General features: G+C 62.0%; 29 protein-coding genes and 1 pseudogene. 22 read left to right on the forward strand and 8 right to left on the reverse strand.

What is annotated here, in order from left to right; translation table 11 throughout:
- The first annotated feature begins 100 nt into the window (after positions 1-100).
- Positions 101-649 (forward strand): hypothetical protein, encoded by a 549-nt coding sequence (locus LB555_RS07875; RefSeq protein ID WP_015317752.1) that lies wholly within the window; start codon positions 101-103, stop codon positions 647-649.
- Positions 649-990 (forward strand): DUF6105 family protein, encoded by a 342-nt coding sequence (locus LB555_RS07880; protein ID WP_015317753.1) that lies wholly within the window; start codon positions 649-651, stop codon positions 988-990. The genes LB555_RS07875 and LB555_RS07880 overlap by 1 nt, the downstream gene beginning before the upstream one ends.
- Here LB555_RS07880 and ruvX read toward each other — a convergent pair.
- Positions 908-1,414 carry a Holliday junction resolvase RuvX gene (ruvX, locus tag LB555_RS07885; protein WP_015317754.1) on the reverse strand — a complete coding sequence of 169 codons (507 nt, stop codon included), beginning with the start codon at positions 1,412-1,414 and terminating at the stop codon, positions 908-910. The genes LB555_RS07880 and ruvX overlap by 83 nt on opposite strands.
- Before the next feature lie 124 nt (positions 1,415-1,538).
- On the opposite strand from ruvX, the gene LB555_RS07890 reads away from it, so the two are divergent.
- From LB555_RS07890 to LB555_RS07915, 6 genes are all read left to right on the forward strand, one after another.
- On the forward strand, positions 1,539-2,246 hold the full coding sequence (locus LB555_RS07890; RefSeq protein WP_015317755.1) for a metal-dependent hydrolase: 708 nt from the start codon (positions 1,539-1,541) through the stop codon (positions 2,244-2,246).
- A gap of 23 nt (positions 2,247-2,269) precedes the next feature.
- Entirely contained in the window at positions 2,270-2,686 is a 417-nt protein-coding gene (locus LB555_RS07895; protein WP_015317756.1) for a hypothetical protein, read from the forward strand.
- An 87-nt stretch (positions 2,687-2,773) separates the two neighbouring features.
- Positions 2,774-3,061 carry an Asp-tRNA(Asn)/Glu-tRNA(Gln) amidotransferase subunit GatC gene (gene gatC / locus LB555_RS07900; protein ID WP_015317757.1) on the forward strand — a complete coding sequence of 96 codons (288 nt, stop codon included), beginning with the start codon at positions 2,774-2,776 and terminating at the stop codon, positions 3,059-3,061.
- A gap of 7 nt (positions 3,062-3,068) precedes the next feature.
- Entirely contained in the window at positions 3,069-3,524 is a 456-nt protein-coding gene (locus tag LB555_RS07905) for a GNAT family N-acetyltransferase (protein ID WP_015317758.1), read from the forward strand.
- Complete coding sequence (locus LB555_RS07910) at positions 3,524-5,089, forward strand: amidase (RefSeq protein ID WP_140616367.1); 1,566 nt, start codon at positions 3,524-3,526, stop codon at positions 5,087-5,089. The genes LB555_RS07905 and LB555_RS07910 overlap by 1 nt, the downstream gene beginning before the upstream one ends.
- A 78-nt stretch (positions 5,090-5,167) precedes the next feature.
- A complete protein-coding gene (locus LB555_RS07915; protein ID WP_224682596.1) occupies positions 5,168-5,965 on the forward strand; it encodes a YdcF family protein in 798 nt (265 codons plus the stop codon).
- On the opposite strand, the gene LB555_RS07920 is transcribed toward LB555_RS07915, so the two are convergent.
- On the reverse strand, positions 5,938-6,654 hold the full coding sequence (locus LB555_RS07920; RefSeq protein WP_140718058.1) for a DUF599 domain-containing protein: 717 nt from the start codon (positions 6,652-6,654) through the stop codon (positions 5,938-5,940). The two genes, LB555_RS07915 and LB555_RS07920, sit on opposite strands and share 28 nt — an antisense overlap.
- 175 nt (positions 6,655-6,829) lie before the next feature.
- On the opposite strand from LB555_RS07920, the gene LB555_RS07925 reads away from it, so the two are divergent.
- The 3 genes from LB555_RS07925 (at position 6,830) to LB555_RS07935 (ending at position 9,721) form a co-directional block, all read left to right on the forward strand.
- Positions 6,830-8,233 (forward strand): L-serine ammonia-lyase, encoded by a 1,404-nt coding sequence (locus LB555_RS07925; protein WP_224682597.1) that lies wholly within the window; start codon positions 6,830-6,832, stop codon positions 8,231-8,233.
- Positions 8,234-8,309: 76 nt separating this feature from the next.
- Complete coding sequence (locus LB555_RS07930) at positions 8,310-8,747, forward strand: DUF1489 family protein (protein ID WP_140616375.1); 438 nt, start codon at positions 8,310-8,312, stop codon at positions 8,745-8,747.
- A 272-nt stretch (positions 8,748-9,019) separates the two neighbouring features.
- Positions 9,020-9,721: a DnaJ domain-containing protein gene (locus tag LB555_RS07935; protein ID WP_140790163.1), complete on the forward strand. Its 702-nt coding sequence runs from the start codon at positions 9,020-9,022 to the stop codon at positions 9,719-9,721.
- 46 nt (positions 9,722-9,767) lie between these two features.
- On the opposite strand, the gene LB555_RS07940 is transcribed toward LB555_RS07935, so the two are convergent.
- Positions 9,768-11,189, reverse strand: a complete 1,422-nt coding sequence (locus LB555_RS07940; protein WP_140616379.1) for a D-alanyl-D-alanine carboxypeptidase family protein — start codon at positions 11,187-11,189, stop codon at positions 9,768-9,770.
- Between the two features lie 284 nt (positions 11,190-11,473).
- Between LB555_RS07940 and LB555_RS07945 the strand changes: the two genes are divergently transcribed.
- From LB555_RS07945 to LB555_RS07965, 5 genes and pseudogenes are all read left to right on the forward strand, one after another.
- Complete coding sequence (locus LB555_RS07945) at positions 11,474-11,803, forward strand: phasin family protein (protein ID WP_015317766.1); 330 nt, start codon at positions 11,474-11,476, stop codon at positions 11,801-11,803.
- Between the two features lie 256 nt (positions 11,804-12,059).
- Positions 12,060-12,389: an ATP-dependent Clp protease adapter ClpS gene (clpS, locus tag LB555_RS07950; protein WP_010909565.1), complete on the forward strand. Its 330-nt coding sequence runs from the start codon at positions 12,060-12,062 to the stop codon at positions 12,387-12,389.
- A 6-nt stretch (positions 12,390-12,395) separates the two neighbouring features.
- Entirely contained in the window at positions 12,396-14,864 is a 2,469-nt protein-coding gene (gene clpA / locus LB555_RS07955; RefSeq protein WP_140664145.1) for an ATP-dependent Clp protease ATP-binding subunit ClpA, read from the forward strand.
- A gap of 61 nt (positions 14,865-14,925) precedes the next feature.
- Positions 14,926-15,560: pseudogene (locus tag LB555_RS07960) on the forward strand (chloramphenicol phosphotransferase CPT family protein).
- A 92-nt stretch (positions 15,561-15,652) separates the two neighbouring features.
- On the forward strand, positions 15,653-16,603 hold the full coding sequence (locus LB555_RS07965; RefSeq protein ID WP_224643791.1) for a phosphatase PAP2 family protein: 951 nt from the start codon (positions 15,653-15,655) through the stop codon (positions 16,601-16,603).
- Here the strand turns inward: LB555_RS07965 and LB555_RS07970 are convergent.
- From LB555_RS07970 to LB555_RS07985, 4 genes are all read right to left on the reverse strand, one after another.
- Positions 16,595-17,029, reverse strand: a complete 435-nt coding sequence (locus tag LB555_RS07970) for an HIT family protein (RefSeq protein WP_224682598.1) — start codon at positions 17,027-17,029, stop codon at positions 16,595-16,597. The two genes, LB555_RS07965 and LB555_RS07970, sit on opposite strands and share 9 nt — an antisense overlap.
- 176 nt (positions 17,030-17,205) lie before the next feature.
- Positions 17,206-18,420, reverse strand: a complete 1,215-nt coding sequence (locus tag LB555_RS07975) for a GNAT family N-acetyltransferase (RefSeq protein ID WP_224682599.1) — start codon at positions 18,418-18,420, stop codon at positions 17,206-17,208.
- Between the two features lie 55 nt (positions 18,421-18,475).
- A complete protein-coding gene (locus LB555_RS07980; protein WP_140726952.1) occupies positions 18,476-19,204 on the reverse strand; it encodes a glycerophosphodiester phosphodiesterase in 729 nt (242 codons plus the stop codon).
- Between the two features lie 14 nt (positions 19,205-19,218).
- The gene (locus LB555_RS07985) at positions 19,219-19,683 is read right to left on the reverse strand and encodes a RidA family protein (protein WP_015317774.1); all 465 of its coding nucleotides are present in this window, start codon (positions 19,681-19,683) and stop codon (positions 19,219-19,221) included.
- Positions 19,684-19,821: 138 nt separating this feature from the next.
- On the opposite strand from LB555_RS07985, the gene LB555_RS07990 reads away from it, so the two are divergent.
- The 5 genes from LB555_RS07990 to tsf all read left to right on the forward strand — a co-directional run bounded on the left by LB555_RS07990 (position 19,822) and on the right by tsf (position 23,290).
- Positions 19,822-20,652: a cell envelope integrity EipB family protein gene (locus LB555_RS07990; protein ID WP_015317775.1), complete on the forward strand. Its 831-nt coding sequence runs from the start codon at positions 19,822-19,824 to the stop codon at positions 20,650-20,652.
- A 36-nt stretch (positions 20,653-20,688) separates the two neighbouring features.
- Positions 20,689-20,967, forward strand: coding sequence for a DUF4031 domain-containing protein (locus LB555_RS07995; protein ID WP_140616396.1), 279 nt, complete (start codon positions 20,689-20,691; stop codon positions 20,965-20,967).
- Positions 20,964-21,287: a LysE family translocator gene (locus tag LB555_RS08000; protein ID WP_224682600.1), complete on the forward strand. Its 324-nt coding sequence runs from the start codon at positions 20,964-20,966 to the stop codon at positions 21,285-21,287. The genes LB555_RS07995 and LB555_RS08000 overlap by 4 nt, the downstream gene beginning before the upstream one ends.
- Before the next feature lie 191 nt (positions 21,288-21,478).
- Positions 21,479-22,261, forward strand: a complete 783-nt coding sequence (rpsB, locus tag LB555_RS08005; RefSeq protein WP_140824584.1) for a 30S ribosomal protein S2 — start codon at positions 21,479-21,481, stop codon at positions 22,259-22,261.
- 108 nt (positions 22,262-22,369) lie between these two features.
- The gene (gene tsf / locus LB555_RS08010; protein ID WP_015317779.1) at positions 22,370-23,290 is read left to right on the forward strand and encodes a translation elongation factor Ts; all 921 of its coding nucleotides are present in this window, start codon (positions 22,370-22,372) and stop codon (positions 23,288-23,290) included.
- 4 nt (positions 23,291-23,294) lie between these two features.
- Here tsf and LB555_RS08015 read toward each other — a convergent pair whose 3' ends face one another.
- Complete coding sequence (locus LB555_RS08015) at positions 23,295-24,239, reverse strand: LysR family transcriptional regulator (RefSeq protein WP_140664123.1); 945 nt, start codon at positions 24,237-24,239, stop codon at positions 23,295-23,297.
- A 117-nt stretch (positions 24,240-24,356) separates the two neighbouring features.
- On the opposite strand from LB555_RS08015, the gene LB555_RS08020 reads away from it, so the two are divergent.
- Positions 24,357-24,884: a nuclear transport factor 2 family protein gene (locus LB555_RS08020; RefSeq protein ID WP_224682601.1), complete on the forward strand. Its 528-nt coding sequence runs from the start codon at positions 24,357-24,359 to the stop codon at positions 24,882-24,884.
- The last annotated feature ends 2 nt before the right edge of the window (positions 24,885-24,886 follow it).

Here is a 24,886-nt window from a genome sequence, read left to right on the forward strand (position 1 = left end):
TCCCCACTGACCCGCCGTCGCCGTTAACCTTAACAAATGGTTTCCGTTGCGGCGGCGAACCGCAAAGCCCACTGTCATTCCTGTCGAAGCAGGAATCACGATGCGACACGTACTGACCTCCTTTCTGTCCGTGCACTGGGCGATCGTTTTTGCCCTGCTCGCGGTGATCTGTATCGATGGAAATCGAGGTGTGACGGCGGCTCTCGGCGTACTCGGCGTGACCGTCGAGAGCGCCCAGTTTGTCAATCTGGAGAACATCGTCGTGGTCGCTCCGCTGGCGATCGCGTTGCTGGTCGTGGCGGTGCTGTTCTTCTGGGCCTTTGTCGATACACTGATCAACGACGCGTCCAGCCCCGGCGCCGACAGCGTCGTTCGCATCGCCTTCATTTCCGCTTCCGGGGTGATGTCGATGATCCTGATCGGCGGTGCGGCCCAAGGCATCAACGGCCTGTTCATGGTGGTCGCAGTGCAACTGGCCGCACTTCTGGTCTCCTATGTCGCAATGCTTGCCGAACGGCGTTCGGTAGCTGCGCTGGATGAGGAGGATTTCCACGCCACGGCGCACAGCATGGCGAAAGCCGCGGCGCACAATTCGCTGCTCTCCATGATATCGGGACGGACCGGCCCGAACGGGAAGGGAGGCCGCTGATGCGCTACATCTTCGCGTTGTGGGCCGCGCCGATGGCGCTGTTTTGGGGCTGGTTCTACCTGTCGCTCAACGACATGAATTTCGGCTATGTGATGCTCAGCCGGCAGCTGCACGATTTCGTGTTCCAGCTCTACGGTCAGATGCTCGGCATCGACCCCGCGACCATCCCGGGCATGGTGGCAAAAGCCTGCGTGTTCGATGGCTTGCTGCTCGTGGCGATATGGGTGTTTCGCAGGCGTCGCGAGATATTGGGCTGGGTCAGGCGTCGCTGGACGGGTCCGGTCCCGTTCGATCGGCTGCATCGAGTGACTGAAGCCGGTCTAAAACTCCCTGCAGAATAAAGGCGGCCGCCGCCGAATCGATCTTGCCGGCGCGTTTGGCGCGCGAGAAATCCATCTCTATCAGCGTCCGTTCGGCCGCGACGGTCGACAGCCGCTCATCCCAGAATACGAAGGGCAGGTCGCTTAGCCGCGCCATGTTGCGCACGAAGGCGCGCGATTTCTGTGCGCGCGGACCTTCCGATCCATCCATGTTGATCGGCAATCCGATCGCCACCGCACCGACATTCTCCTTCGTCAGCAATGCCAGAAGGACGGCGGCGTCGAGCGAGAATTTCCGCCGGATGATGACTGGACGCGGATGAGCGAAGGAGAACCCCCGATCGGAAACCGCCACGCCGATCGTCTTGTCGCCGAGATCGAGCCCCGCCAAGGTCCTGCCGTTGGCGAGCCGTGCCGGCAATTGCTCAATCGTGATGACGGTCAACGGTTTTCCCTCGTTTTTTCGACAGCACGCGTCCTTTCGGATGCCCGGCGGACACTATACCCTTTGATCTCAAGGCTATCGGCGTTCTATCCTTTGGCTCGGGAAAAATCGAGGAAATGCATTCATGAAACTGACCTGGTATGGCCACTCGGCCTTCCGCATCGAAACCGGCGACGCGAAAATCCTCATCGACCCCTATCTGATCGGCAACCCGTCCTGGACGGACGGGTGGGAAGGACCGGCCGAAGGGATCACGCATGTTCTTTTGACGCACGGGCACAGCGACCACATCAGCGGCGCGCTGGAAGTGCTCGGCAAGAGCGGCGCGCAACTGGTCGCCAATTTCGAGATCTGCATGTACCTTGTCGGCAGGGGCGTCAGCGACAAGAAGATCAATCCCGGCAACATTGGCGGCACGGTCGATTGCGGCGGTTTCACCTCCACTTTCGTTCAGGCGCTGCATTCGTCCTCCTTTGGCGAAGAGGGCGGCAAGAACGTCTATCTCGGCAATCCGGGTGGGCTGGTCCTGCATTTCCCGGAAGACCAGACGCTCTACCACATGGGTGACACCGACATCTTTTCCGACATGGCGCTGATCAATGAATTGCACGAGCCAAAGATTGGCATCGTTCCGATCGGCGATCGCTTCACCATGGGCGGTGCGGTGGCGGCCCTTGCCTGCCGCCGCTTCTTCAAGTTCGAAACGGTGGTCCCTTGCCATTTCGGCACGTTTCCAATGATCGACCCGACGCCCGAGAAGTTCGAAGCCGGGCTGGAAGGATCTGGGGTCAAGCTTGCATTGCCGAAGATTGGTGAAACGATTACCATCTAGAACAGCCAAAGCGGAACAAATCCATGGCATTAGGGCGATCTCTTTGCGTATCGATGTTTGTCGCGGCGTCGCCCGCGCTTGCTGCGGATGACTTCATCGAAGGTGTCTATCTCCAGTCGGAGGAACTCTGTACCCAAGCCAAAAAGGATACGCTGCAGACGCTGATCGATGCCGGCAACATCGTTCTTTCGAAGAACGGCCTGCAAGGCGTCGAATACAATTGCGAATTCGTTCAGGTCAGCAAGGCGACACGCTCGCCGAGCTGGGCTGTGACGGCGATCTGCCAGGAGCCGGGCTATGTCTTTCCTGACGTCCTGTCGGTGACGCAGATGAACCCGACGCAGGTCGATCTCGTGTCGGCCCGGCCGATCGACGATGAAAGCGAGGCGAGCGGCAACAGCGGCAGCTACTATCTGTGCGCGGGCATTGCCCTGCCATGAGGTTGTTGCCCGATTGTCGGGCGGCACATGTTGCGCGTCGCGCGCCGCGCCGCTATAGCCCGGACTGGTTTTCCCCGAGGCAAATACATGTCCGTTGATGTCAAGACAGTGAAGCGCGTGGCGCATCTCGCCCGCATCGCGGTGAGCGAGGAAGATGCCGAGCGTATGACCGGCGAGTTGAATGCCATACTGGGCTTCGTCGAGCAGTTGAACGAGGTCGATGTTTCCGGCGTCGAGCCAATGACGTCGGTGACGCCGATGGAAATGAAGAAGCGCGGCGATGTCGTCACCGACGGCAACAAGGCGGCCGACATCGTCGCCAACGCGCCCGCGACCGACGAGAATTTCTTCCTCGTGCCGAAGGTCGTGGAGTAAGGCACCGATGGCTATCGAGATCGCCATCGAAACGCCGCTGCAGGACGACGTGCGCAGCCTGGTCGCGGAACTAAACGCGACCTTGCTCGAACTGACGCCGCCGGAGCACTGCTACCACCTGACGGTCGAGCAGATGGCAGGCACGGACACGACGGTTTTCATCGCTCGGGACAACGGCGTCGCCATTGGTTGTGGTGCACTCAAGCGCCATGACGATGCCATTGGCGAGGTCAAGCGTATGTACACGAGGCCTTCGCATCGTGGCCGCAAGATCGGCGCTGGAATCGTCCAACGGGTCGAGGCGCTGGCGCGCGATGAAGGGTTGAAGCGGCTGGTGCTGGAGACCGGCGATCGCCATCCCGCCGCCTGGACCGTCTATGAACGCGCCGGGTTCTCGCGCTGCGGCCCGGTGCTGGACTATCCCGATTCCGAGTGGTCGGTGTTTTACGAAAAGAGCCTTTGATGAGCGACCTGACCCATCTGACGATTTCGCAGGCCCGCGCCAAGCTGCGCGCCAAGGAAATCACCGCGACCGAGATCACCGAAGCCTATCTCTTGGCGATCGATCGCGCCAATCCGGCGCTCAATGCCTATGTGGCGGTGACGGGCGACAAGGCGCGCGACATGGCCAAGACGTCGGACGCCAGGCTGCTCAAGGGCGAGGGCGGTGCGCTGGAAGGCATTCCGCTCGGGATCAAGGACCTGTTCGGTACCGAAGGCGTCCACACCCAGGCCTGCAGCCACGTGCTCGACGGTTTCAAGCCGCGCTATGAATCAACGGTCACGTCCAACCTGTGGGCCGACGGCGCGGTCATGCTGGGCAAGCTCAACATGGACGAATTCGCCATGGGCTCGTCCAACGAGACCTCCTACTACGGCCCGGTCATCAACCCGTGGCGGCGTTCGCGCCTCGATACGGTGGTGATGCCGACGACGCATCAGGGTGATGGCGGCTTCGTCTCGGCAGGTGGCACGAAAACCCAGCGTAGCCTCGACAATGCGCAGCTGGTGCCGGGTGGTTCTTCCGGTGGTTCGGCGACCGCCGTGTCGGCCTTCCTGTGTGCAGGCGCAACCGCCACCGACACCGGCGGTTCGATCCGCCAGCCAGCCGCGTTCACCGGGACCGTCGGCATCAAGCCGACCTATGGCCGCTGCTCGCGCTGGGGCATCGTCGCCTTCGCCTCGTCGCTCGATCAGGCCGGACCGATCGCCCGCGACGTGCGCGACGCCGCCATTCTCCTCAAATCCATGGCGTCGGTCGATCCCAAGGACACCACGTCCGTCAACCGGCCGGTGCCGGACTACGAGGCGGCGATCGGCAAGCCGATCAAGGGCATGAAAGTCGGCATTCCCAAGGAATACCGTGTCGACGGCATGCCGGAAGAGATCGAGGCGTTGTGGCAGAAGGGCATTGCCTGGCTCAAGGACGCGGGCGCCGAAATCGTCGACATCTCCCTGCCGCACACCAAATACGCGCTGCCGGCCTATTACATCGTGGCGCCCGCGGAAGCTTCTTCCAACCTCGCCCGCTATGACGGCGTCCGCTACGGCTTGCGCGTGCCGGGCAAGGACATCGTCGAGATGTATGAGAAGACCCGCGCCGCCGGCTTCGGCCGCGAGGTCAAGCGCCGCATCATGATCGGCACCTATGTGCTGTCGGCCGGCTACTATGACGCCTACTACCTGCAGGCTCAGAAGGTGCGCAACCTGATCAAGCGCGACTTCGAAAATGTCTTCGCCGCCGGCGTCGATGTCATCCTGACACCTGCGACGCCGTCCGCTGCCTTCGGCATTGCCGACGAGGACATGGCCGCCGATCCGGTCAAGATGTACCTCAACGATATTTTCACGGTCACCGTGAACATGGCCGGCCTGCCCGGCATCGCAGTGCCCGCCGGCCTCGACCCCAAGGGGCTGCCGCTCGGCCTGCAATTGATCGGCAGGCCATTCGAGGAAGAGACGCTGTTCCAGACCGCCGCCGTCATCGAGCAGGCGGCCGGCACATTCCAGCCGGAGAAGTGGTGGTAAGGGTATCGCTCGCCTGACGCATGGTCCTGAAAATCGCGATCGATTTTGGACAGCCTTGCGGGCTGTAATGAGTGAGCGATGTTCTACTATCTTTCCAAGATATTCTGGTTCTTCATCCAGCCGCTCAACCTGACGATCTTCCTGCTTTTGGCAGGCCTGCTCGCCGGGATGGCCGGCCGGCGGCGACTTGCCGTCAGCGGCGGCGTGCTGGCGTTTCTGATCCTTGCGCTGTCGGCGTGGACGTCACTTGGAGCGATGATGCTCAATCCGCTGGAGGAACGCTTTCCCAGGCCGCCGCTGCCGGAGAAGGTAGACGGCATCGTCGTGCTCGGCGGCGGCTTCGAGGGCGCTATCAACCTTGTGCGCGGCGGCTATGAATTGAACAGCAGCGGCGATCGCATGGTTGAGACCGCGATCCTCGCCAGGCGTTTCCCGCAGGCAAAGGTGGTGGTCTCCGGTGGAAACGGTTCACTGTTCTTCGACGGCGAAGGTGATGCCGACACCGCGCCGCGCCTGCTCGAGGCGCTGGGTGTCCCGGCCGACCAGCTGCTCCTCGAAGACAAATCCCGCAACACTTACGAGAACGCGGTCTTCAGCCGCGAACTGGTCAAGCCCAAACCGGGCGAGACATGGCTTTTGGTGACATCAGCCTTTCACATGCCGCGCGCCAAGGCCCTGTTCGACAAGGCAGGTTTTCCAACTGTCCAATGGCCGGTCGACTATCGCACCTCGGGTCGGGAAGGCGTCGGCTTGTTTCGCGACAATGCGGCCGATTCGCTGCAGAACACGACCATCGCGGTTCGCGAATGGATCGGGCTTTTTGCCTATTGGCTTTCCGGACGCATCGATCAGCCGTTTCCCACGCCGGGCGGCTGACCGATCACCGCGCGCCGCGCCGCCGAGAAGAACTGGCGCCGTACCAGAACGGCCAGCAGCAGAAGCGTCGACAGCACGAACACCAGGGGATCGACGAACCAGCCGAGATAGCCGATCGAGAAGAACACGCCGCGCAGGCCCGAGTTGAAATGCTTGCCGGCCAGCATGTTCATTTGCGTCGCACGCCACACGGCCGTTTGCGTGAGGGGATTGCGCGAGGCCTCGCCATGCGGGATCGGCACGGCGCCGATCAGGATCGAACAGTAGTTGAACAGCCTATAGGCCCAGCCGAATTTGAAGAAGGAAAAGGCCAGGATCAGCACCAGTCCCAGCACCTTGATCTGAAAGGCCGAGCGCGACGGCGCGCCGCCCAAGGGCAAGGTGCTCAGCACCTCAAGCACCCGGTCCGACGCGCCAAGCAGGGCGAAGCAGCCGCCGAGCGCGATCAGCGAACTGGAGGCGAAGAAGGCGGTTCCCTGCTGCAGGCCGCTCATGATGGCGGTGTCGACGATGCGGATCTCGCGCTCGGCCATGGTGCGCATCCAGGCCTCGCGTTGCGCATTCATGGCGGTGGTCAGCGACACGCGGCCGACCAGGTGGCCGTCCGAGGCGAGCGTGTGCAGCACCCATGCGAGGAGGAAAAAGCCCAGCGCCGCGAGATCGGCCGTCGAAAGATAGGAATCGCCCATGGCGCCGAATCTACCATATTTGGCCCGGTTGCTTCGATGACCTTGCACGGCGCGTTGCACTCGATGTCGCTGCCGGAGCAAACAAGGTCGGCAGGTGCTGCGCCGCGATTGTCAAAAGAGCGGAAACATCCCGGGAATTCCTATATGTAATCCTCGACGTGACCCAGGAGACAGCGTGTTCCTTTCGGTTTTCGACCTGTTCAAGATCGGCATCGGCCCCTCGAGCTCGCACACGATGGGACCGATGACGGCTGCGCGCCGCTTCCTTGATGAGGTCGCGGGCGACGACTGGCCGCATCCCGCCGGCGCCAAGGTCGATCGCATCGGCGCCAGCCTGCATGGCTCGCTCGCCTATACCGGCATCGGCCATGGCAGCGACCGTGCCGTCATTCTCGGCCTTGCCGGCCAGACGCCGCAAACGGTCGACCCCGACCGAGCCGACGAAATTGTCAGCCGCATCACCGCCGACAAGCTGGTTTCACCGCCCGGCCACCCTCCCTACCATTTCGATCCGACCACCGATCTGGTGCTGGACCGCAAGACGCCGCTCACCGGTCATGCCAACGGCATGGCGTTCTACGCTTACGACGCCGGCGGCCGGTTGCTGCTCAAGCGCATCTACTATTCGATCGGCGGCGGCTTCGTGGTTTCGGAAGAAGAGCTGCAACGGATGAAGTCGAAGGGCTCGGTCACAACCGAGGGCAAGAAAGTGCCGTATCCCTTCAAGAATGCTGTCGAGATGCTGAAGATGGCGGCCAGGAGCGGCCTTTCCATTGCCGAAATGAAGCGCGTCAACGAGGAGACGCAGATGTCGCGCGAGGCGCTCGACACCGGCCTCGACGCGATATGGGACGCCATGAAGGGCTGCATCGACCGCGGCCTGTCGCAGGATGGCATCATGCCCGGCGGCCTGAAGGTGCGCCGCCGCGCCAGGCAGCTCCACGACAAGCTGCAAGAGCAGTGGCAACAGAACCGGCCGAACCCGCTACTCGCCAATGACTGGCTGTCGATCTATGCGATGGCGGTCAACGAGGAGAATGCGGCCGGCGGGCGTGTCGTCACCGCGCCGACCAATGGTGCCGCCGGCACGCTGCCGGCGGTGCTGCGTTATTGGCTGCATTTCCATCCCGAGGCCGACCAGCCGAGCATTCGCGACTTCCTGCTGACGGCAGCGGCCGTCGGCGGCATCATCAAGTCCAATGCGTCGATATCGGGCGCCGAGGTAGGCTGCCAGGGCGAGGTCGGTTCCGCCTCGGCGATGGCTGCGGCCGGCCTGTGCGCGGTCATGGGCGGCACGCCCGAGCAGGTCGAGAATGCTGCCGAAATCGCCTTGGAACACCATCTCGGCATGACTTGCGACCCGGTCGGCGGGCTAGTCCAGGTGCCCTGCATCGAGCGCAACGCATTGGGTGCCGTCAAGGCGGTGACGGCCGCGTCACTGGCCATCAAAGGCGACGGCGTGCATTTCGTGCCGCTTGATGCGGCGATCGAGACGATGCGCCAGACCGGCCTCGACATGAACGAGAAGTACAAGGAAACCAGCCTTGGCGGCCTGGCGGTCAATGTCGTTGAGTGTTGAGGGCTGGCCCAAGCCGGCACTGTGGAGAAGTCCGTCAGGCCGTTGACGTCCCGGCGCTCCGGACTAACCTTGGGCGATGGCTCTCAATCTCCTAAAGCTTTGCGTCGGTTGCGACAGTGTCGAGGATCTCGAAGAGTGGATCGCCTTCCGCCTTGACGAGCGCCGCCGTGCCGGCGAACCAGCCGAACACTGGCACACCACCCGCATGATGCCGACACGTGGCGACGAGGTCACCGATGGCGGTTCGCTCTACTGGGTGATCAAGGGCAGCGTGCAGTGCCGCCAGTTGATCACGGAAATCCGGCCGTTCACCGATGACGACGGCATTGGCCGCTGCCATTTGATGCTCGATCCCGAGGTGGTGCGCACCGACTGGCAGCCGCGCCGCGCCTTCCAGGGCTGGCGTTACCTGAAGCCGGCGGACGCCCCGGCCGACCTCGGCAAGGGCAAGGCGGGATTGGTCGAGATGCCGCCGAAACTCAGGCGCGAGCTGGCCGACCTCGGCCTGCTCTAGGGCTTGAGCGAAGGATTGCCTACTGCCGCGCCCGCGTTTTCTGGCCCTCAATCTTGCCCCGCGCTGGACTTGCAAGCGACGCGACGACGCCACATCTTGAAATCCATGCGCGATGAAGAACTGTCGACACAGGCCGCTGTGCTTTGGAGGATCAGTTCGCATGATGGTCCTCCTTCCGGCCCGATTAAAGGCCATGATTCTGGCGCAGGAAAAGTGTTGAAGGACATCACGCGGCTGTCCGAGCGGACAGGACCCCTGCGGGGCGGTGCGAAATGTTAGGCGCAATTATCATCGTGGTCGCGTTGTTGCTGGTGCTGCTGGGGGTAGCCACCGCATTTCTCCGCGCGGATCCGGCGCAACTCGCAAGCGGAATGAGAAAATTGGGACCGATCCTGCTGGCGCTGGTGGGTGGCGCCGTGCTCCTGGTCGGGCGCCAAGGCATCGGCGGCATCATCCTGTTCGTGGCAATCGCCTGGTACGGCGCCACGCATACGGGCGGGCCAAAGGCCAGACCGGGTGCTGGAAAACGCTCAATGGTGCGGACGGCGGCACTCGAGATGGAACTCGATCACAATACTGGCGGCCTGGAAGGACTGGTTCTGGCCGGCCGCCACGATGGCAAGATGCTTGGCTCGATGACCCTTGCGCAATTGCAGCATCTCTACCGCGAACTCTCCGGCGATCCGGAGAGCCGGCAGTTGCTAGAGACGTATCTTGACGGCAGATTTCCCGTCTGGCGCAAATACGCTGAGACGAATGGTGGCGAAAGGCTGGGTGTTGCGCCAGGTTCGGGCGCCATGACTAAGGAGGAGGCCTACAAGGTCCTTGGTCTTGAAGCGGGGGCCGCCGCGGCGGATGTCCGCAAGGCGCACCGCCGCCTGATGCAGCGCCTGCACCCCGATGTCGGCGGCACGTCTTTCCTGGCGGCGCGGATTAACGAAGCCAAGGACGTCTTGCTCTCCAATCACAACTAGTCTCCTTCGACGCAAAAATTTTCCGGGAGATATCTTCCACGCAGTCCTATTGCTGGACGGCGTAGCACTCGATTTTCTTCTTCTTCAAAGCGGTGCAGGCCTTCCAGGCGGCATCCTTGGACCCAAAGCCGCCGAAGCGAGCGCGGTAGTAGGTGGCGCCGTCCTTGTCGAAAGCGACGGTGAAGCCGGAAGCGTTGGCTAGCACCTTGGGAGCCTGCTTGGTGGTCTTGTCGAGGAAAGCCTGGGCTTCGGACTGCTTCGGCGAGGAGGCAACCTGGATGGCCCAGCCTGACGGAACCGACGCGGTGCTGACCGGATCAACGGCCGGGGTGGGCTCGGCATAGGCGGCCACGACCTGGGCGGTGGCGACCTTGGGAGCGGAGACGATGACCGTCTTTACCTTCTTTGCCGGGACAACCAGCTTGGGTGCCTCCGCCTCGGCTGTATCCTCGTCCTCGCTGTCGCCCTGGGCAACGGTCGCGTCGTCGGCGACGGCCGTATCGGCTTCCGCCACGGCCACCGGCTTTTCGTCCGGGGTCGGCGCATCATGCTTGGGCAGGAGAACCTTTGCAAGTGCGCTGATGGGGTTGCTGTCCGCCTTGGCAACGAGGTCGCCGCCACCGCGGGTCGAGGCCCTCGGCAGATAGGTGTTGATCAGGCCTGCCATCTGGTTGTCTCGGCTGCCGCCCGATGTGCCGCCCATGACAACGGCGACCAGGCGGCGGTTGCCGTCATTAACGGACGAGACGAGATTGAAGCCGGAGGCGCGGGTATAGCCGGTCTTGATGCCGTCGACGCCCTTGATGCGTCCGAGCAGACGGTTATGGCCATTGATGCGCTGGCGACCGTAGAGAAAGGATCGCTGCGCGAAATAGCCGTAGTACTGGGGAAAATGTTCCCTGAGCGCAATGCCGAGCGTGGCCATGTCGCGCGCGGTGGTGAACTGTCCCGGATCCGGCAGGCCGTTGGCGTTGCGGAAGACCGTGCCGTTCATGCCGAGCTGCCGCGCCTTGGCCGTCATCATGCGGGCGAAGTTGGTTTCGTTGCCGCCGAGCATTTCGCCGAGCGCGGTCGCCGAGTCGTTGGCCGACTTCGTCACGATCGACAGGATCGCGGTCTCGACCGCCACCGATCCACCAGGCTTCACGCCGAGCTTGGTCGGCGCCTCGGCTGACGCATGTGCCGAAAACACGACTGGCGAGTTTCTGCTGATCTTGCCCTTCGCCATCGCTTCGAAGGTCAGATAGAGCGTCATCATCTTGGTCAGCGAAGCGGGATAGCGCCGGCCATCGGCATTAGCCGAGTACAGCACCTTGCCGGTTTTGGCATCGACGACGATGGCCGCGGATTTCGCCGCGAGCGACGAGGCGACGTCCGCGACGACGAAGGTCATCGCCATGGCGAGGATCATGATCGTTTTAAGAGGGAACGCGGATTTGGAAACGAAGCCCGACAACGCCTGACGCACTGGTAGTTCCTTTGAATTTCTCGTTGCGCTGGAGGCGGCAAAGGGATCCTGCCTCACTTCTGGCCAAGCTAGCGGGGCAGCGTTACCAATCCGTTTATGGTAACCGCCGCGTTCACCATTTTCTGGGGGTTTGAGCCTTCCTTTATTCGAATTTTAGCCATTGCCGCTGCCCGCGGGGTCGCGAGCCCCCGACTTCTTGACTTTTGTGCGCTGCACAATATATATTATGCATTGCACAACGGCGCTCGGGGCAGGGCGCGTCAACCGTCCAGGGAGAGTACGAAATGACCCAGACCTATGAGGACTTCAGCAAATACGGCAAGGAGTTCGCCGACACCGGATTGAAGAGCTTCGCCTCCTTGTCCAAGGGCGCGCAGGCGATCGCCACCGAGGCCGGCGAATACACCAAGAAGAGCTTCGAAGCCGGCAGCGTCGCGTGCGAGAAGCTGTTCTCGGCCAAGTCGCTGGACAAGGCGATCGAGATTCAATCCGACTATGCCAAGCAGTCCTACGAGGCGTTCGTCGCCGAGGCCACCAAGATTGGCGACCTCTATGCCGAACTCGCCAAAGAGGCCTACAAGCCGTTCGAATCGATCGTTGCCAAGGCAAAGTAATTTTTCGCCCGTGAATTGAAAATCCGGCCCTTTGGGCGCGGGACAAAACCCGACCGCGGAAACGCGGCCGGGTTTTTTCATGCCAGCGCTTCACGATTGCGAAAAACCGCCAGGTTGATCACCTAGCCATATTGTCAGCTAACCAGAAGGGCTTAAAATCGTCCATCGAACACCTACATGTTGAACTCGCATGAGGATTCGAAAGAGGCAGGATTACGTGACGATCGGTTTGACTGCCACGAGACAAGTGGCGCGGATGCAAAACGGCGGCGGCGACGGCAATGAGGCCGGCCGCGGGACCGCCGTCATCACGCGCACCAAAACCAAAACCAAGAAGCCCAGCCTTTACCGGGTCCTCATCCTCAACGACGACTACACTCCGATGGAGTTCGTGGTTCACGTGCTGGAACGTTTTTTCCAGAAGGACCGCGAAGCCGCCACACGCATCATGCTTCATGTTCACAATCATGGAGTGGGCGAGTGCGGGGTCTATACATTCGAGGTGGCCGAGACCAAAGTGTCTCAGGTCATGGATTTCGCCCGACAGAATCAGCATCCGCTGCAATGCGTGATGGAGAAGAAGTGAGGTAACATGCCGGCTTTCTCCCAAGGCCTGGAAAAGGCGCTTCACCAGGCGCTGACGCTCGCCAATGAGCGGCACCATGAATATGCAACCCTTGAACACTTGCTGCTCGCGCTCATCGACGACACCGAGGCGGCCGCCGTCATGCGCGCCTGCAACGTCGATCTCGACGAGCTGAAGCACACCGTTCTCACCTACATCGATACCGAGCTCGACAATCTGGTTACCGGCTACGACGAGGACTCCAAGCCGACCGCCGGCTTCCAGCGGGTCATCCAGCGCGCGGTGATCCATGTGCAGTCATCGGGTCGCGAGGAAGTGTCTGGTGCCAACGTGCTCGTGGCGATCTTCGCCGAGCGCGAAAGCCATGCCGCTTATTTCCTGCAGGAACAGCAGATGACCCGCTACGACGCGGTCAACTACATCTCGCATGGCATCGCCAAGCGTCCGGGCGCGTCGGAGAGCCGCAGCCCGCGCGGTGCCGATGACGAGCAGGGCGGCCCGAACGGCGCCGAGCCACAGGAGGAGGGCGGCAAGAAGAAGCAGCAACAGGACGCGTTGACCGCTTATTGCGTCAACCTGAACAACAAGGCCAAGGCCGGCAAGATCGATCCGCTGATCGGCCGCGAAGGCGAGATCAACCGCACCATCCAGGTGCTGTGCCGCCGTTCCAAGAACAACCCGCTCTATGTCGGTGACCCCGGTGTCGGCAAGACGGCGATCGCCGAAGGGTTGGCCAAGCGCATCGTCGAGGGCGACGTGCCGGAAGTGCTGCACAATGCCACCATCTTCGCGCTCGACATGGGCACGCTGTTGGCCGGCACGCGCTATCGTGGCGATTTCGAGGAACGGCTGAAGCAGGTCGTCAAGGAACTCGAGGATTATCCGGGTGCCGTGCTGTTCATCGACGAGATCCATACGGTGATCGGCGCCGGCGCCACTTCGGGCGGCGCCATGGATGCGTCGAACCTGTTGAAGCCGGCGCTGTCTTCCGGTGCGATCCGCTGCATCGGTTCGACCACCTACAAGGAGTTCCGCCAATTCTTCGAGAAGGACCGTGCCTTGGTGCGGCGCTTCCAGAAGATCGACGTCAATGAGCCGACCGTCGAGGACGCCATCGAGATCATGAAGGGCCTGAAGCCCTATTATGAGGAATTTCACAAGGTGAAGTTCACCAACGAGGCGATCAAGGCCTCGGTGGAACTGTCGGCGCGCTACATCAACGACCGCAAGCTGCCGGACAAGGCGATCGACGTGATCGACGAGACCGGCGCCTCGCAGATGCTGGTGCCGGAAGCCAAGCGCAAGAAGACGATCGGCATCAAGGAGATCGAAGCGACGATCGCCACCATGGCGCGTATTCCGCCGAAGACGGTTTCGGCCGATGACGAGAAGGTGCTGCAGGGCCTGGACATTGAGCTCAAGCGCGTCGTCTACGGCCAGGACACCGCCATTACGGCGCTGACCTCGGCGATCAAGCTGGCACGGGCCGGCCTGCGCGAACCGGAAAAGCCGATCGGCTCGTACTTGTTCTCGGGCCCGACCGGCGTCGGCAAGACGGAGGTCGCCAAGCAGTTGGCCGCCTCGCTCGGCGTCGAACTGATCCGCTTCGACATGTCGGAATATATGGAACGCCACACCGTCTCGCGGCTGATCGGCGCGCCTCCCGGCTATGTCGGTTTCGACCAAGGCGGCCTTTTGACCGACGGTGTCGACCAGCATCCGCACTGCGTGCTGCTTCTCGACGAGGTCGAGAAGGCGCATCCGGACCTGTTCAACATCCTGTTGCAGGTGATGGACCACGGCAAGCTGACCGACCACAATGGCAAGCAGATCGACTTCCGCAATGTCATCCTGATCATGACCACCAATGCGGGCGCATCCGATGCGCAGCGCGCGGCGATCGGTTTCGGTTCGACCAAGCGCGAAGGCGACGATGTCGAGGCGATCAACCGGCTGTTCACGCCGGAATTCCGCAACCGTCTCGATGCGATCATCCCGTTCGGCTCGCTGCCGGTGCCGGTGATCCATCAGGTGGTGCAGAAGTTCGTCATGCAGCTGGAAGCCCAGCTCTCCGAGCGCGGCGTCACCTTCGACCTGTCGCCGGACGCGATCGCCTGGCTTGCCGACAAGGGTTATGACGAACGCATGGGCGCGCGTCCACTTGGCCGCGTCATCCAGGAGCACATCAAGAAGCCGCTGGCCGACGAGGTGCTGTTCGGCAAGCTGAAGAAGGGCGGCACGGTGCGCGTCACCGTCGAGAAGAAGGAAACTGGCGAGACCGGCCTGAAGCTCGAATCGCTCGCCGACGAGGCACCGGTGAAGCCGAAGAAGGAAGAGCCCGAAGACGCGCCGAAGCCGCCCAAGGCGGTGGCCAAGAAGCCCGCGGCCAAGAAGGTCGTCGCGCAGAAGCCGGAGCCCAAGGGCAAGGATGGTGGCAAACGCAGCCTGGTGCCGCAATTGCCCCGCAAAGGCTGAACAGTCACCCCCTCGAAAAGCCCCGGCAACGGGGCTTTTTTCGTTGGAGAAGAGGCGATCCATGGTCGGGCAAATCATCATCCTGAACGGCGCGCCGCGATCGGGAAAATCAAGCACCGTCCAGGCCATTCAGGAGCATTTCGATGGCGTCTGGATGAATCTCGGCGTGGATGTTTTCGAGCAGGCCACGCCGCCACGATGCCGGCCTGGAATAGGACTGCGGCCAGGCGGCGAGCGTCCGGACCTCGATGGCCTTGTGCCGGAATTATACGCAGCTCTCTACGAGTCGATGGCCGCCCACAGCCGGCTGGGACTGAACGTCGTGGCGGATGTTGGTCACCACGACGCCTATTCGAAGCCCTTGATTGCCTTGCCGACTGTGCTCGTCGTCTCGTCGGCCTTCCGGTACTATTTGTGGGTATTCGCTGCCCGATCGGAATCATCATGCAGAGGCGTGCCGCCACTGCGACGGCGAGGGGGTATGTGACCGGCTCGCCTGGCGATCCCGTGCCGTTGCCGGTGCGCCTGTGGCAAGAGGAGGTGCACCGGCCAGGCGTATACGATCTGGAAGTCGACACGTCGCTGCTGACGCCTGCACAATGCGCGGATGCGATCCGCAAACGGCTGCGGCAACATGCAGAGCATCCGACGGCGTTTGAGAAGCTTTCGGCTGTCTCCACGACCAAACCATTCTGATCACGCGTCCTGGCGGGCGATGGGAATGGATTTCAGCCGGCTGACCGTTGTGTTTTCATTCTGAATTAACGACCTTCGTGCAGATTTGACGAATGGTTCTCCTCCCTGCAGAACGCACGATATTGGCGGCTACCCTGGCGCTGGTGGCGGTTTGCCTCTTTCTTGTTTGGGAGAAAGGAACCGTCGTCTCGCTCGACGGATATATTCCTTCTGTTTATTTTGCCGTTCTCTTGATAATCATCGGCCAGTTCTACCGTCGGGTCCGCAAGGCGGAGCGCATTGCCCTCACCACACACATTCTGGCGCTGTTCATCGCCTATTCCGTGCCTGCCGCCCTTTTCAACATACTGTTGCTGCCGCGGCCATCAGAGCCGATCGACGCCATGCTTGTCCGAATGGATTCGTGGCTGGGATATTCCTGGCCGGGCTTTTGCGCCTGGATTGCGCAATATCCCCGCCTCTCGGATTTGCTTCGGCAAATCTACAACCTGACGCTGGCCCAGTTGCTGTTCACGTTTCTCTTCCTCGGCATGGCGAACGACCGGCGCCGCCTGCATGCGGCCGCATTGGGGACAGTAATAGCATCACTGGCGACCATATTCTGCTGGGCGCTGTTCCCGTCCGCCGGCGCCGCCGGCTACTGGACGCTGGCGCCGGAGGTGGACCGTATTGTCCGGCCGGTCGTAAGCTCGGCTTATGGCACGGAATTGAATCGCCTGTTCGCCAGGGGCGTACCGGATGTTTCCAGCCTGAAAGTAACCGGTCTCATTGGGTTTCCTTCGTTTCATACCGTCATGGCGCTGATTTCGCTGATCGCGATCTGGCCCTACAGGCCGATGCGTTTTGCATTGATCCTGATCAGTGCCGCCTTGTTGCCTGCGATCCTCATCCAAGGCGGGCACAATCTGATGGATGTGTTCGGTGGAACGACGATCACGCTGATATCCTGGCGGCTCGGGTTAATGGTTTTCGATACGCAACTGCGCAATCTCCGCGGAAGTCCGCAGGTGCTGGCAACCGCTGGAAGTCAGGCGTCAGGATAACGCCAACGCCGCTTTTATCCGGCGGGCGTTCTCAGCCAGCACCTCAGGCTTCTCTATTTCGCCCGAATGCGGCTTCAGCGGGATGCCATCGAAACGCGGAATGACGTGGACGTGGAGGTGATAGACAGTCTGCCCCGAAGCAGGCTCGTTGAATTGAATGATGGTGACACCGTCGGCGTCGAAGGCTTTTTTGACCGCTCGGGCCACTTTCTGAACAACCGTGAAAAGCGGGCCGAAGGTCAACGGATCGGCGTCGAGCAAGTTGCGCGACGGTGCTTTCGGCACCACCAGCGTATGGCCCGGTCCTTGCGGCATCACGTCCATGAAGGCCACTACGGCGTCATCTTCGTAAACGCGGTGCGAAGGAAGTTCTCCACGCAGGATCTTTGCGAAGATGTTGTCGGGGTCATAGGCGGTTTCGGCCATGGCGAACGCTCCGGATTGTGCCTCGCCATCCGGTGTAACGAAGCTCTTCCGGAGCGGCAAGACTATGGCCGACGTGATCGGCCATCCCAAATTCGACAAGCGCGTCATGAAGCGCCTTTTGCGCTGCGATGGTGCTTACGCACCCATGGCCGGGGCATGGCACGCCAAAGAGCCTGCTATTCCTCGAGATCCTTGCGGAACGGGGTATGTTCTTCCAAATATTCGCCCATCCGCTCGACTTCGCGCCGCTCGCGCCTGAGATAATCGGCGACCGCGTTGCGCAGGCCAGGATGGGAAATGTAGTGGGCCGAATGCGTAGTCACCGGCCGGTAGCCGCGCGCCAGCTTGTGTTCGCCTTGCGCGCCTGCCTCGACCACCTTCAGCTTGCGTTCGATGGCGAAGTCGATGGCCTGGTGATAGCAAACCTCGAAATGCAGGTAGGGGTGATCCTCGATGCAGCCCCAGTTGCGGCCGTAGAGCGCGTCGGAGCCGATGAAGTTGATGGCGCCGGCAATATAGCGCCCGTTGCGCTTGGCCATCACCAGCAGGATGTCGTCCGCCATGCGTTCGCCGATCAACGAGAAGAACTGGCGGTTCAGGTAGGGGCGGCCCCATTTGCGGCTGCCGGTGTCCATATAGAAGGCGAAGAAGTCGTCCCAGGCCTTTTCGGTCAGGTCCTTTCCGGTCAGCCAGTCGATCGAGATGCCATCGGCCAGCGCCTCGCGCCGTTCCTTCCTCATCGCCTTGCGTTTGCGTGAGGCAAGCGTGGCGAGGAAGTCGTCATAGGTCGAAAAGCCTTCGTTGAAGAAATGGAATTGCTGGTCGGTGCGATGCAGGAAGCCCGCGGCTTCCAGCGTCGCGACGTCGCTCTCCTGCACGAAGGTGACATGCGCAGAGGACACGCCGAGCTTGTCGGTCACCATTTTGAGACCGGCGGCAAGCCCAGCCTTCACCGCATCCTGATCCTCGCCTTTGCCGACCAGCAGGCGAGGGCCGGTGACGGGGGTGAACGGCACGGCACTTTGCAGTTTTGGATAGTAACGGCCGCCGGCGCGTTCGAAGGCATCCGACCAGCCGTGATCGAACACGTATTCGCCCTGGCTGTGCGACTTGAGATAACAGGGAACGGCGCCGAGGAGCCTGCCTTGCGCGGTCTCCAGCCGCAGGTGATGACCTTGCCAGCCGGTGCGACGCACGGCACAGCCGGAATCCTCCAGAGCGCTCAAAAAAGCGAAGGAAACGAGCGGGTTGTACCCAGCTTCCGTGTTGCCACGCGTGGTTCCGGCAAAGCCGTTCCATTCGTCGCAGGTAAAGGCACCGATGCCGGCGGCGATGCGGATCGAATAGTCCGCATTCGCCATTTGCCCGTCGCCGTCGTCGCCCTGATCCATGAGGCTTATTTAAGCTCCATTCGGGCCGCTACAAGTCACGTTTCGGGCACCCTGCTCAGGCGACTTCGACCAGGTCGGGTTCGAACCCTTCGAACGTCATCTGGTCGGCGTATCTAAAGGTCAGGTCGATCGCGGGCTGATCATGCACCGTCCAGGTGATGACAGGCATTTTGAGCTTTTCGCGCACGAAGCTGACAAACGGGTTCGGCAAGTCGCCTGCGGCATAGGAGGTAAAGGCGAGTTCGTGCGCCAGCATGGCGAAATGTGCTTCGATCAGCTTGGCGTCCTTGCCATAGGCGGTCAATCCAGCCGGGATGCCGGGCGCGTGTTTGGGGAAATCGCGGATCAGCCAGTGATCGAATGACATGATCGCCGCCTTGCCCTTGTAGCGCTTGAGCATCTTGCCGACGCGCGCCACCAGGCCTTCGTCGCGACCGGGAGTTCCTTTCAGTTCGACCACCATGGGCACGCGACCATCGACGAGGTCGAGTGCTTCCTGCAACGTCGGCACGTGATCCGCCGTGCCGCCAACCTTGAGCGCGGTAAGTTCGGCCGCGCTGCGTTGCCAGACGAAACCGTCCTGCCCGGTCAGCCGTTGCAAATCGTCGTCATGGATCACGACGGGGACGCCATCCGACGACAGATGCACGTCGCATTCGATCGCGTAGCCGCGTTCGGCCGCGGCAGCGAAGGCGGAAAGCGTGTTTTCCCAGCGCGTCTTGTTCATGTCGTGAAAGCCGCGATGGGCAACCGGCCGGGCCGTCAGCCAGGAGAGGTCGGTCATGTCAGCACCTACACTCATTCGACTTCGAAGATCGCTTCGATTTCCACCGCGGCATTAAGCGGCAGGGAGGCGGTGCCGACGGCCGAGCGCGCGTGCTTGCCGCTTTCGCCGAGCGCGGCAACCAGGAAATCGGAGGCGCCGTTGGCGACCAGATGCTGCTCGACGAAGTCGGGGGCAGAGGCCACGAAGACGGTGATCTTCACCAGGCGACGGATCTTCTCGAGGTCGCCAAGTGCCGCCTTGGCTTGTGCCAGGATGTTGATGGCGCAGTATTTCGCCGCGTCCTTGCCGCTTGCCGTGTCGACGTCGCGGCCGAGCAGGCCGCTTGCCTGCAGCTTGCCGTCCTTGAGCGGCAACTGACCAGCAGTGAACAGCAGGTTGCCGGTCCTGCAATAGGGCACGTAGTTGGCGGCGGGTGCGGCGGCGACGGGAAGCGTCACGCCGAGATCACTTAGCCGCTTTTCGATTGTTTCACTCATTGCTTTTCCCTATTGCTGGAAGGCGCCGCGCTGGCCGGGCCGAAATTGCTATTTTTGCCTCGCTTCCGCCACGACTTTTTTTAAGCTGGACCATCTTTCCCTGCGGCCTGCCATCAGCCGCGACGATCGGAGTACCTCATGCGCGCGACGCGCCTTGCATTCCACGCCGTTCTGTTGTCGGCGCTTTTGCCAACAGGCGCCGCTGTCGCCGCACCGGCGCTGCAGGCGCATCGCGCCGTCTATGATCTCACGCTCAAAAAGGCGGACGATCGGTCCGGCATCACCGGCATCACCGGCCGCATGGTCTACGAGTTCAATGGCTCGGCCTGCGAAGGCTATACGGTGAAATTCCGTTTCGTCACCCAGATCGCCACCAATGACAACACGAAGCTGACCGACCAGCAGACGACGACTTTCGAGGATGCCGAAGGCAAGACCTTTTCATTCGTGACCAAATCCTTTGTCGACCAGAACCTCGACAAGGAGGTCAAGGGTATGGCCACGAAGGACGCGAAGGGCCTCAAGGTCGACATCGACAAGCCGGAGAAAAACAGTCTCGAACTCGCCGCCACCCAGTTTCCGACCCAGCACCTGGTCGAGCTGATCGGAAAGGCCGAAAAAGGCGAAAACTTCTATCAGACCAACCTGTTTGATGGTTCGGAAGACGCCAACAAGGTGATGACGACCACCGTCGTCGTCGGCAAGAAGAGCGAGGCCGACAAGGCCGATCCGGAAGCGCCGGCATTGGCGAAGCTTGCCACCGACAAATACTGGCCGGTCGACATCGCCTATTTCGACGACAGCGCCCAGAACGGCGAGGAAGTGCCGGAATACCGGATCAGCTTCAAGCTGCACGAGAACGGCATCACCCGTGATCTCGTCATGGACTATGGCGACTTCTCGATGACCGGCAAGCTGGTCAACCTGTCGCTGTTCGACCAGACAAAGCCTTGCCCAGTATCGAAATAGCAGGGTCGGGCAATTGAGCTGGCCGTGGCGGGCTTGATGGCAGTCTATGTAGATGCGGCGATCTGGAAATGGGCCGGCCATCTCTGGTGCCATCTCCTGGCCGACGACACCGACGAATTGCATCGCTTTGCGGCGGAACTCGGCATCAAGCGCTCATCTTACCAAGGCCCGCCCAAGACATCCGCTCCGCACTATGACATAACCGGCTTCGAGCGCGACCGTGCGGTGCGGCTCGGCGCCATCGAGTGCAGCCGCGAGCAGATCGTCGCCATCTTCCGGCGCGTGCGGGTGCCCAACGGAAAGTCCAAGCGATGACACCAACCGCATTCCTGGCATATTGCGCCGCTGTGACGCTCGCCGCCGCCACGCCGGGGCGGGCAATGTTCGCGGTCATCACCAACGGCGTGTCGCGTGGGTTCCTGCGGGCCTTCATGGCCGGCCTTGGGGTCGCCGCCGGCGATGCCGTGCTCGTCACTCTGGCGCTGCTGGGGTTGGTGGCCCTGGCTCAGACCTTCGAATGGATCTTCCTCCTGTTGAAATATGCCGGCGCCGCCTATCTGATCTTTCTCGGCGTCAGGATGTGGCGGGCCTCGGTCGCGCAATCGAATGAGCCGCGGACGGCACCGGAGCGCTGATTGCCGCACGCTAGGCGTTAAAGCGCCGCCCCGCTTGCGTTTGTCGGACTTCCCCTCTATATGCGCGCTCATTCCACACACGGACTTTGGTGTCTGCCCGGGAGAAATCCGGCTGAGACCTCCGGTGGCGTTCGAGGACCTCGGTCTAAAAATGCCTGTGTCCGTGGAGGCTAACCGGAAAGGAACTTAGAATGGCACTGCCTGATTTCAGCATGCGCCAGCTTTTGGAAGCTGGCATTCACTTCGGCCACCAGACCCACCGCTGGAACCCGAAGATGGCGTCCTACATCTACGGCGCCCGCAACAACATCCACATCATCGACCTCTCGCAGACGGTGCCTTTGCTGCACCAGGCGCTGAAGCAGGTTTCCGACACCGTCGCCAAGGGCGGCCGCGTGCTGTTCGTCGGCACCAAGCGCCAGGCGTCGGACATCGTTGCCGATGCGGCACAGCGTTCGGCCCAGTACTACGTCAACTCGCGTTGGCTCGGCGGCATGCTGACCAACTGGAAGACGATCTCGAACTCGATCCAGCGCCTGCGCAAGCTCGACGAGATGCTGGCCGGCGAAGCGCAAGGGTTGACCAAGAAGGAACGCCTGAACCTCGATCGCGAGCGCGAGAAGCTCGACAAGGCGCTCGGCGGTATCAAGGACATGGGCTCGACGCCCGACCTGATGTTCGTGATCGACACCAACAAGGAGGCGATTGCCATCCTCGAGGCCAAGCGCCTGGGCATCCCGGTCGTCGCCATCATCGATTCGAACTGCGATCCGGACAAGATCGATTTCCCGATCCCCGGCAATGACGACGCGGCCCGCGCCATCCAGCTTTATTGCGATCTGATCGCCAAGGCCGCCATCGACGGCATCGCCCGTCAGCAGGGCGCGCTCGGCATGGATATCGGCGCTTCGGTCGAAGCTCCGATCGAACCGGCGCTCGATCCGGCTCCGGCGTCGGAAGCCCCCGAGGCTTGACAATCGAAGGCCGGTTGCGGCCTTCATCTTTCTCATATTTTGGCACGCTAAACAGACGCACCATCGAATACCGATGGTGCGTCGGTGCATTTAAACAAAGAGGCGACAATGAGCATTTCGGCTGCACAGGTCAAAGAACTCCGCGACTTGACCGGCGCGGGCATGATGGACTGCAAGGCGGCGTTGAACGAGACCAACGGCAACTTGGAAGAGGCCGTTGACTGGCTGCGCAAGAAGGGTATCTCCAAGGCCGACAAGAAGGCCGGCCGTACGGCAGCCGAAGGTCTGATCGGCGTCGACAACGGTGTGCGTGAAGCGGCCGTGGTCGAGGTGAATTCCGAGACCGACTTCGTCGCCCGCAATGCCGCCTTCCAGGAAATCGTCGCCAACGTCGCCAAGGTGGCGCTTGCCTATGGCACGACCGAAGCGGTCGCCGCCGCCAAATATCCGGGCTCCGACAAGTCGGTCACCGACACCATCAAGGACGCGGTCGGCACTATCGGCGAGAACATGGGCTTCCGCCGCTCGGCCAAGCTCACCGTTCCGCATGGCGCGGTTGCGACCTATGTCCACAACGCTGTTGCCGATGGTCTCGGCAAGCTCGGTGTGCTGGTCGCGATCGAGACCACGGGCAACGAGCATGCCGCCAATGCCTTTGGCCGCCAGGTCGCCATGCATGTCGCCGCCACCAACCCGATGGCGCTGACCGCCGAGCAGATCGATCCGGCCGCGGTCGAGCGCGAGAAGGCAATCTTCTCCGATCAGGCGCGCCAGTCCGGCAAGCCGGAAGCCATCATCGAGAAGATGGTCGAGGGTCGCCTGCGCAAGTTCTATGAGGAAGTCGTGCTCCTGAAGCAGGCCTTCGTGCTCAATCCCGACATCACCGTCGAGAAGGCGCTGCAGGATGCCGAAAAGGAAATCGGCGCGCCGGCCAAGATCACGGCCTATTTGCGCTTCGCCCTTGGCGAGGGCATCGAGAAGGAAGAGACGGATTTCGCCGCGGAAGTCGCGGCGGCGGTCAAGAAGTAACTTCTTACCGGTCCATTTCGCCTGTGTTTTTTCGGCCGGACATCCGCTGGGATGCCCGGCCGATTTCGTTCGCGGTGTCGATAAAGGCCCTGAGTTTGGGCGCCATCGCCGCGCGACGCGGAAAGTAGAGGAAAAGGCCGGGTTCCTCGATCGCTGATTGCGGCAGAACCTGCACCAGGCGACCGGCCGCGAGATCGGCGCGCGCCAGCGGCTCGAACATGTAGGCAAGGCCCACTCCGGCGAGAGCCAGATCGATTGCCGCAAGCGAGTCCGTCACGATGGCCGTACCGCTGGTTTCCATGACCACGTCCTTGCCGTCCCAGGTCAAATCCCAGCGATAGAGGGCACCGGAGCGAACGAGACGGTATCCGATGCAATTGTGGTTCGCGAGATCGGCCACGCTGCGCGGACGGCCATGTCGCCCGATATAGGCGGGCGAGGCGACGATAACGGCTTTGAAGGGCTGCGTCAGTCGGATGGCCACCATGTCCTGGGCGATCATCTCGCCGAGCCGGATGCCGGCGTCAAAACCTTCGCCGACGATGTCGACCAACCCTTGATCAGCAAAAATCTCGACCGTGATGTCGGGATATCGCTCGGCCATCGCCGCCACGACCGGCGTCACCGCCAACGGCATTGCGATGTTGGAGGCGTTGATCCTGAGCAGCCCGGACGGCCTACCCTTGACGCTGCGGATACGATCCATCCGCTCGGCGATATCCTGAAGGGCAGGGGCCGCCGTTTCCACCAGCGCCTTGCCCGCCTCGGTGAGCGAAACGCTGCGCGTCGTGCGCGCAAACAGCGGCTGGCCGATCCGCTCCTCGACGAGGCGCACTGCATGGCTGACCGCCGAAGGGCTCATGCCCAGTTCGGCCGCGGCAAGGGCAAAACCGCCGCGCCGGGCGACCGCAATGATGACAGGCAGATGGCTGAGCAGATCCCGGTCCATTCATGAACAGTATCGCATAGTCTTTGCGGACAATGCAATCTTATCGACGCCGAGGCAGAGGTCCACATTGTCGCCAACACATCGGCGATCGGGCTGATGGTATCGAGGAGAAGAGACATGAACGCCTTGAAACACGCTACCTTCGCCGCAGGGCTTGCCTTGGCGCCGCTCGACGCCGGCGGGGCTGAACCGATGGGCTGGCAGGCGCTTGCCGATGACCGCGCCATCATCCGCATCGCCGATGCCATCGACCGCGCGGTCGACGCGCAGGACTGGAAACGCGCGCGCAGCTATTTCGCGGATAGGGTCACCGCCGACTTCAGCAGCCTGCCCGGGCAGCCCGCGGCCAACATCGCCTCCGACGATCTGATCGGCGCCTGGGCCGGCAATCTCAAAGGCAGCAAGACCAGCCTGCATCTGCGCACCAATCACCAGGTCGTCCTTGAAGCGGACACGGCGACCGTTCTGTCGAACGGCTACGCCTGGAACCGGATGGAGGGCAATGGCGACCCGCTCTGGGAGGTCTGGGGCACGTATGAGCATCACCTCACGCGCTCCGCGGCTGGCTGGAAGGTCGATGGCTTCACCTTCCGCATGACGCATGAGCGCGGCAATCCCTGGGTCAAGGCGACACCTGGCCAATGACG

The organism is Mesorhizobium sp. BR-1-1-10, from assembly GCF_020165595.1.
In the GTDB taxonomy this organism is placed as follows: domain Bacteria; phylum Pseudomonadota; class Alphaproteobacteria; order Rhizobiales; family Rhizobiaceae; genus Mesorhizobium; species Mesorhizobium australicum.

What these genes read in the sequence shown, in the direction of transcription:
- LB555_RS07965 (WP_224643791.1), top strand. Translation starts at nt 15,653, where the DNA reads ATGGTTCTCCTCCCTGCAGAACGCACGATATTGGCGGCTACCCTGGCG.
- LB555_RS07995 (WP_140616396.1), top strand. Translation starts at nt 20,689, where the DNA reads ATGGCAGTCTATGTAGATGCGGCGATCTGGAAATGGGCCGGCCATCTC.
- LB555_RS07875 (WP_015317752.1), top strand. Translation starts at nt 101, where the DNA reads ATGCGACACGTACTGACCTCCTTTCTGTCCGTGCACTGGGCGATCGTT.
- LB555_RS08020 (WP_224682601.1), top strand. Translation starts at nt 24,357, where the DNA reads ATGAACGCCTTGAAACACGCTACCTTCGCCGCAGGGCTTGCCTTGGCG.
- LB555_RS08000 (WP_224682600.1), top strand. Translation starts at nt 20,964, where the DNA reads ATGACACCAACCGCATTCCTGGCATATTGCGCCGCTGTGACGCTCGCC.
- LB555_RS07935 (WP_140790163.1), top strand. Translation starts at nt 9,020, where the DNA reads ATGTTAGGCGCAATTATCATCGTGGTCGCGTTGTTGCTGGTGCTGCTG.
- LB555_RS08015 (WP_140664123.1), bottom strand. Translation starts at nt 24,239, where the DNA reads ATGGACCGGGATCTGCTCAGCCATCTGCCTGTCATCATTGCGGTCGCC.
- LB555_RS07920 (WP_140718058.1), bottom strand. Translation starts at nt 6,654, where the DNA reads ATGGGCGATTCCTATCTTTCGACGGCCGATCTCGCGGCGCTGGGCTTT.
- LB555_RS07975 (WP_224682599.1), bottom strand. Translation starts at nt 18,420, where the DNA reads ATGGATCAGGGCGACGACGGCGACGGGCAAATGGCGAATGCGGACTAT.
- LB555_RS07985 (WP_015317774.1), bottom strand. Translation starts at nt 19,683, where the DNA reads ATGAGTGAAACAATCGAAAAGCGGCTAAGTGATCTCGGCGTGACGCTT.
- LB555_RS07890 (WP_015317755.1), top strand. Translation starts at nt 1,539, where the DNA reads ATGAAACTGACCTGGTATGGCCACTCGGCCTTCCGCATCGAAACCGGC.
- LB555_RS07915 (WP_224682596.1), top strand. Translation starts at nt 5,168, where the DNA reads ATGTTCTACTATCTTTCCAAGATATTCTGGTTCTTCATCCAGCCGCTC.
- tsf (WP_015317779.1), top strand. Translation starts at nt 22,370, where the DNA reads ATGAGCATTTCGGCTGCACAGGTCAAAGAACTCCGCGACTTGACCGGC.
- LB555_RS07895 (WP_015317756.1), top strand. Translation starts at nt 2,270, where the DNA reads ATGGCATTAGGGCGATCTCTTTGCGTATCGATGTTTGTCGCGGCGTCG.
- clpS (WP_010909565.1), top strand. Translation starts at nt 12,060, where the DNA reads ATGCAAAACGGCGGCGGCGACGGCAATGAGGCCGGCCGCGGGACCGCC.
- LB555_RS07905 (WP_015317758.1), top strand. Translation starts at nt 3,069, where the DNA reads ATGGCTATCGAGATCGCCATCGAAACGCCGCTGCAGGACGACGTGCGC.
- LB555_RS07880 (WP_015317753.1), top strand. Translation starts at nt 649, where the DNA reads ATGCGCTACATCTTCGCGTTGTGGGCCGCGCCGATGGCGCTGTTTTGG.
- LB555_RS07910 (WP_140616367.1), top strand. Translation starts at nt 3,524, where the DNA reads ATGAGCGACCTGACCCATCTGACGATTTCGCAGGCCCGCGCCAAGCTG.
- LB555_RS07990 (WP_015317775.1), top strand. Translation starts at nt 19,822, where the DNA reads ATGCGCGCGACGCGCCTTGCATTCCACGCCGTTCTGTTGTCGGCGCTT.
- gatC (WP_015317757.1), top strand. Translation starts at nt 2,774, where the DNA reads ATGTCCGTTGATGTCAAGACAGTGAAGCGCGTGGCGCATCTCGCCCGC.
- rpsB (WP_140824584.1), top strand. Translation starts at nt 21,479, where the DNA reads ATGGCACTGCCTGATTTCAGCATGCGCCAGCTTTTGGAAGCTGGCATT.
- LB555_RS07980 (WP_140726952.1), bottom strand. Translation starts at nt 19,204, where the DNA reads ATGACCGACCTCTCCTGGCTGACGGCCCGGCCGGTTGCCCATCGCGGC.
- LB555_RS07970 (WP_224682598.1), bottom strand. Translation starts at nt 17,029, where the DNA reads ATGGCCGAAACCGCCTATGACCCCGACAACATCTTCGCAAAGATCCTG.
- LB555_RS07930 (WP_140616375.1), top strand. Translation starts at nt 8,310, where the DNA reads ATGGCTCTCAATCTCCTAAAGCTTTGCGTCGGTTGCGACAGTGTCGAG.
- LB555_RS07945 (WP_015317766.1), top strand. Translation starts at nt 11,474, where the DNA reads ATGACCCAGACCTATGAGGACTTCAGCAAATACGGCAAGGAGTTCGCC.
- clpA (WP_140664145.1), top strand. Translation starts at nt 12,396, where the DNA reads ATGCCGGCTTTCTCCCAAGGCCTGGAAAAGGCGCTTCACCAGGCGCTG.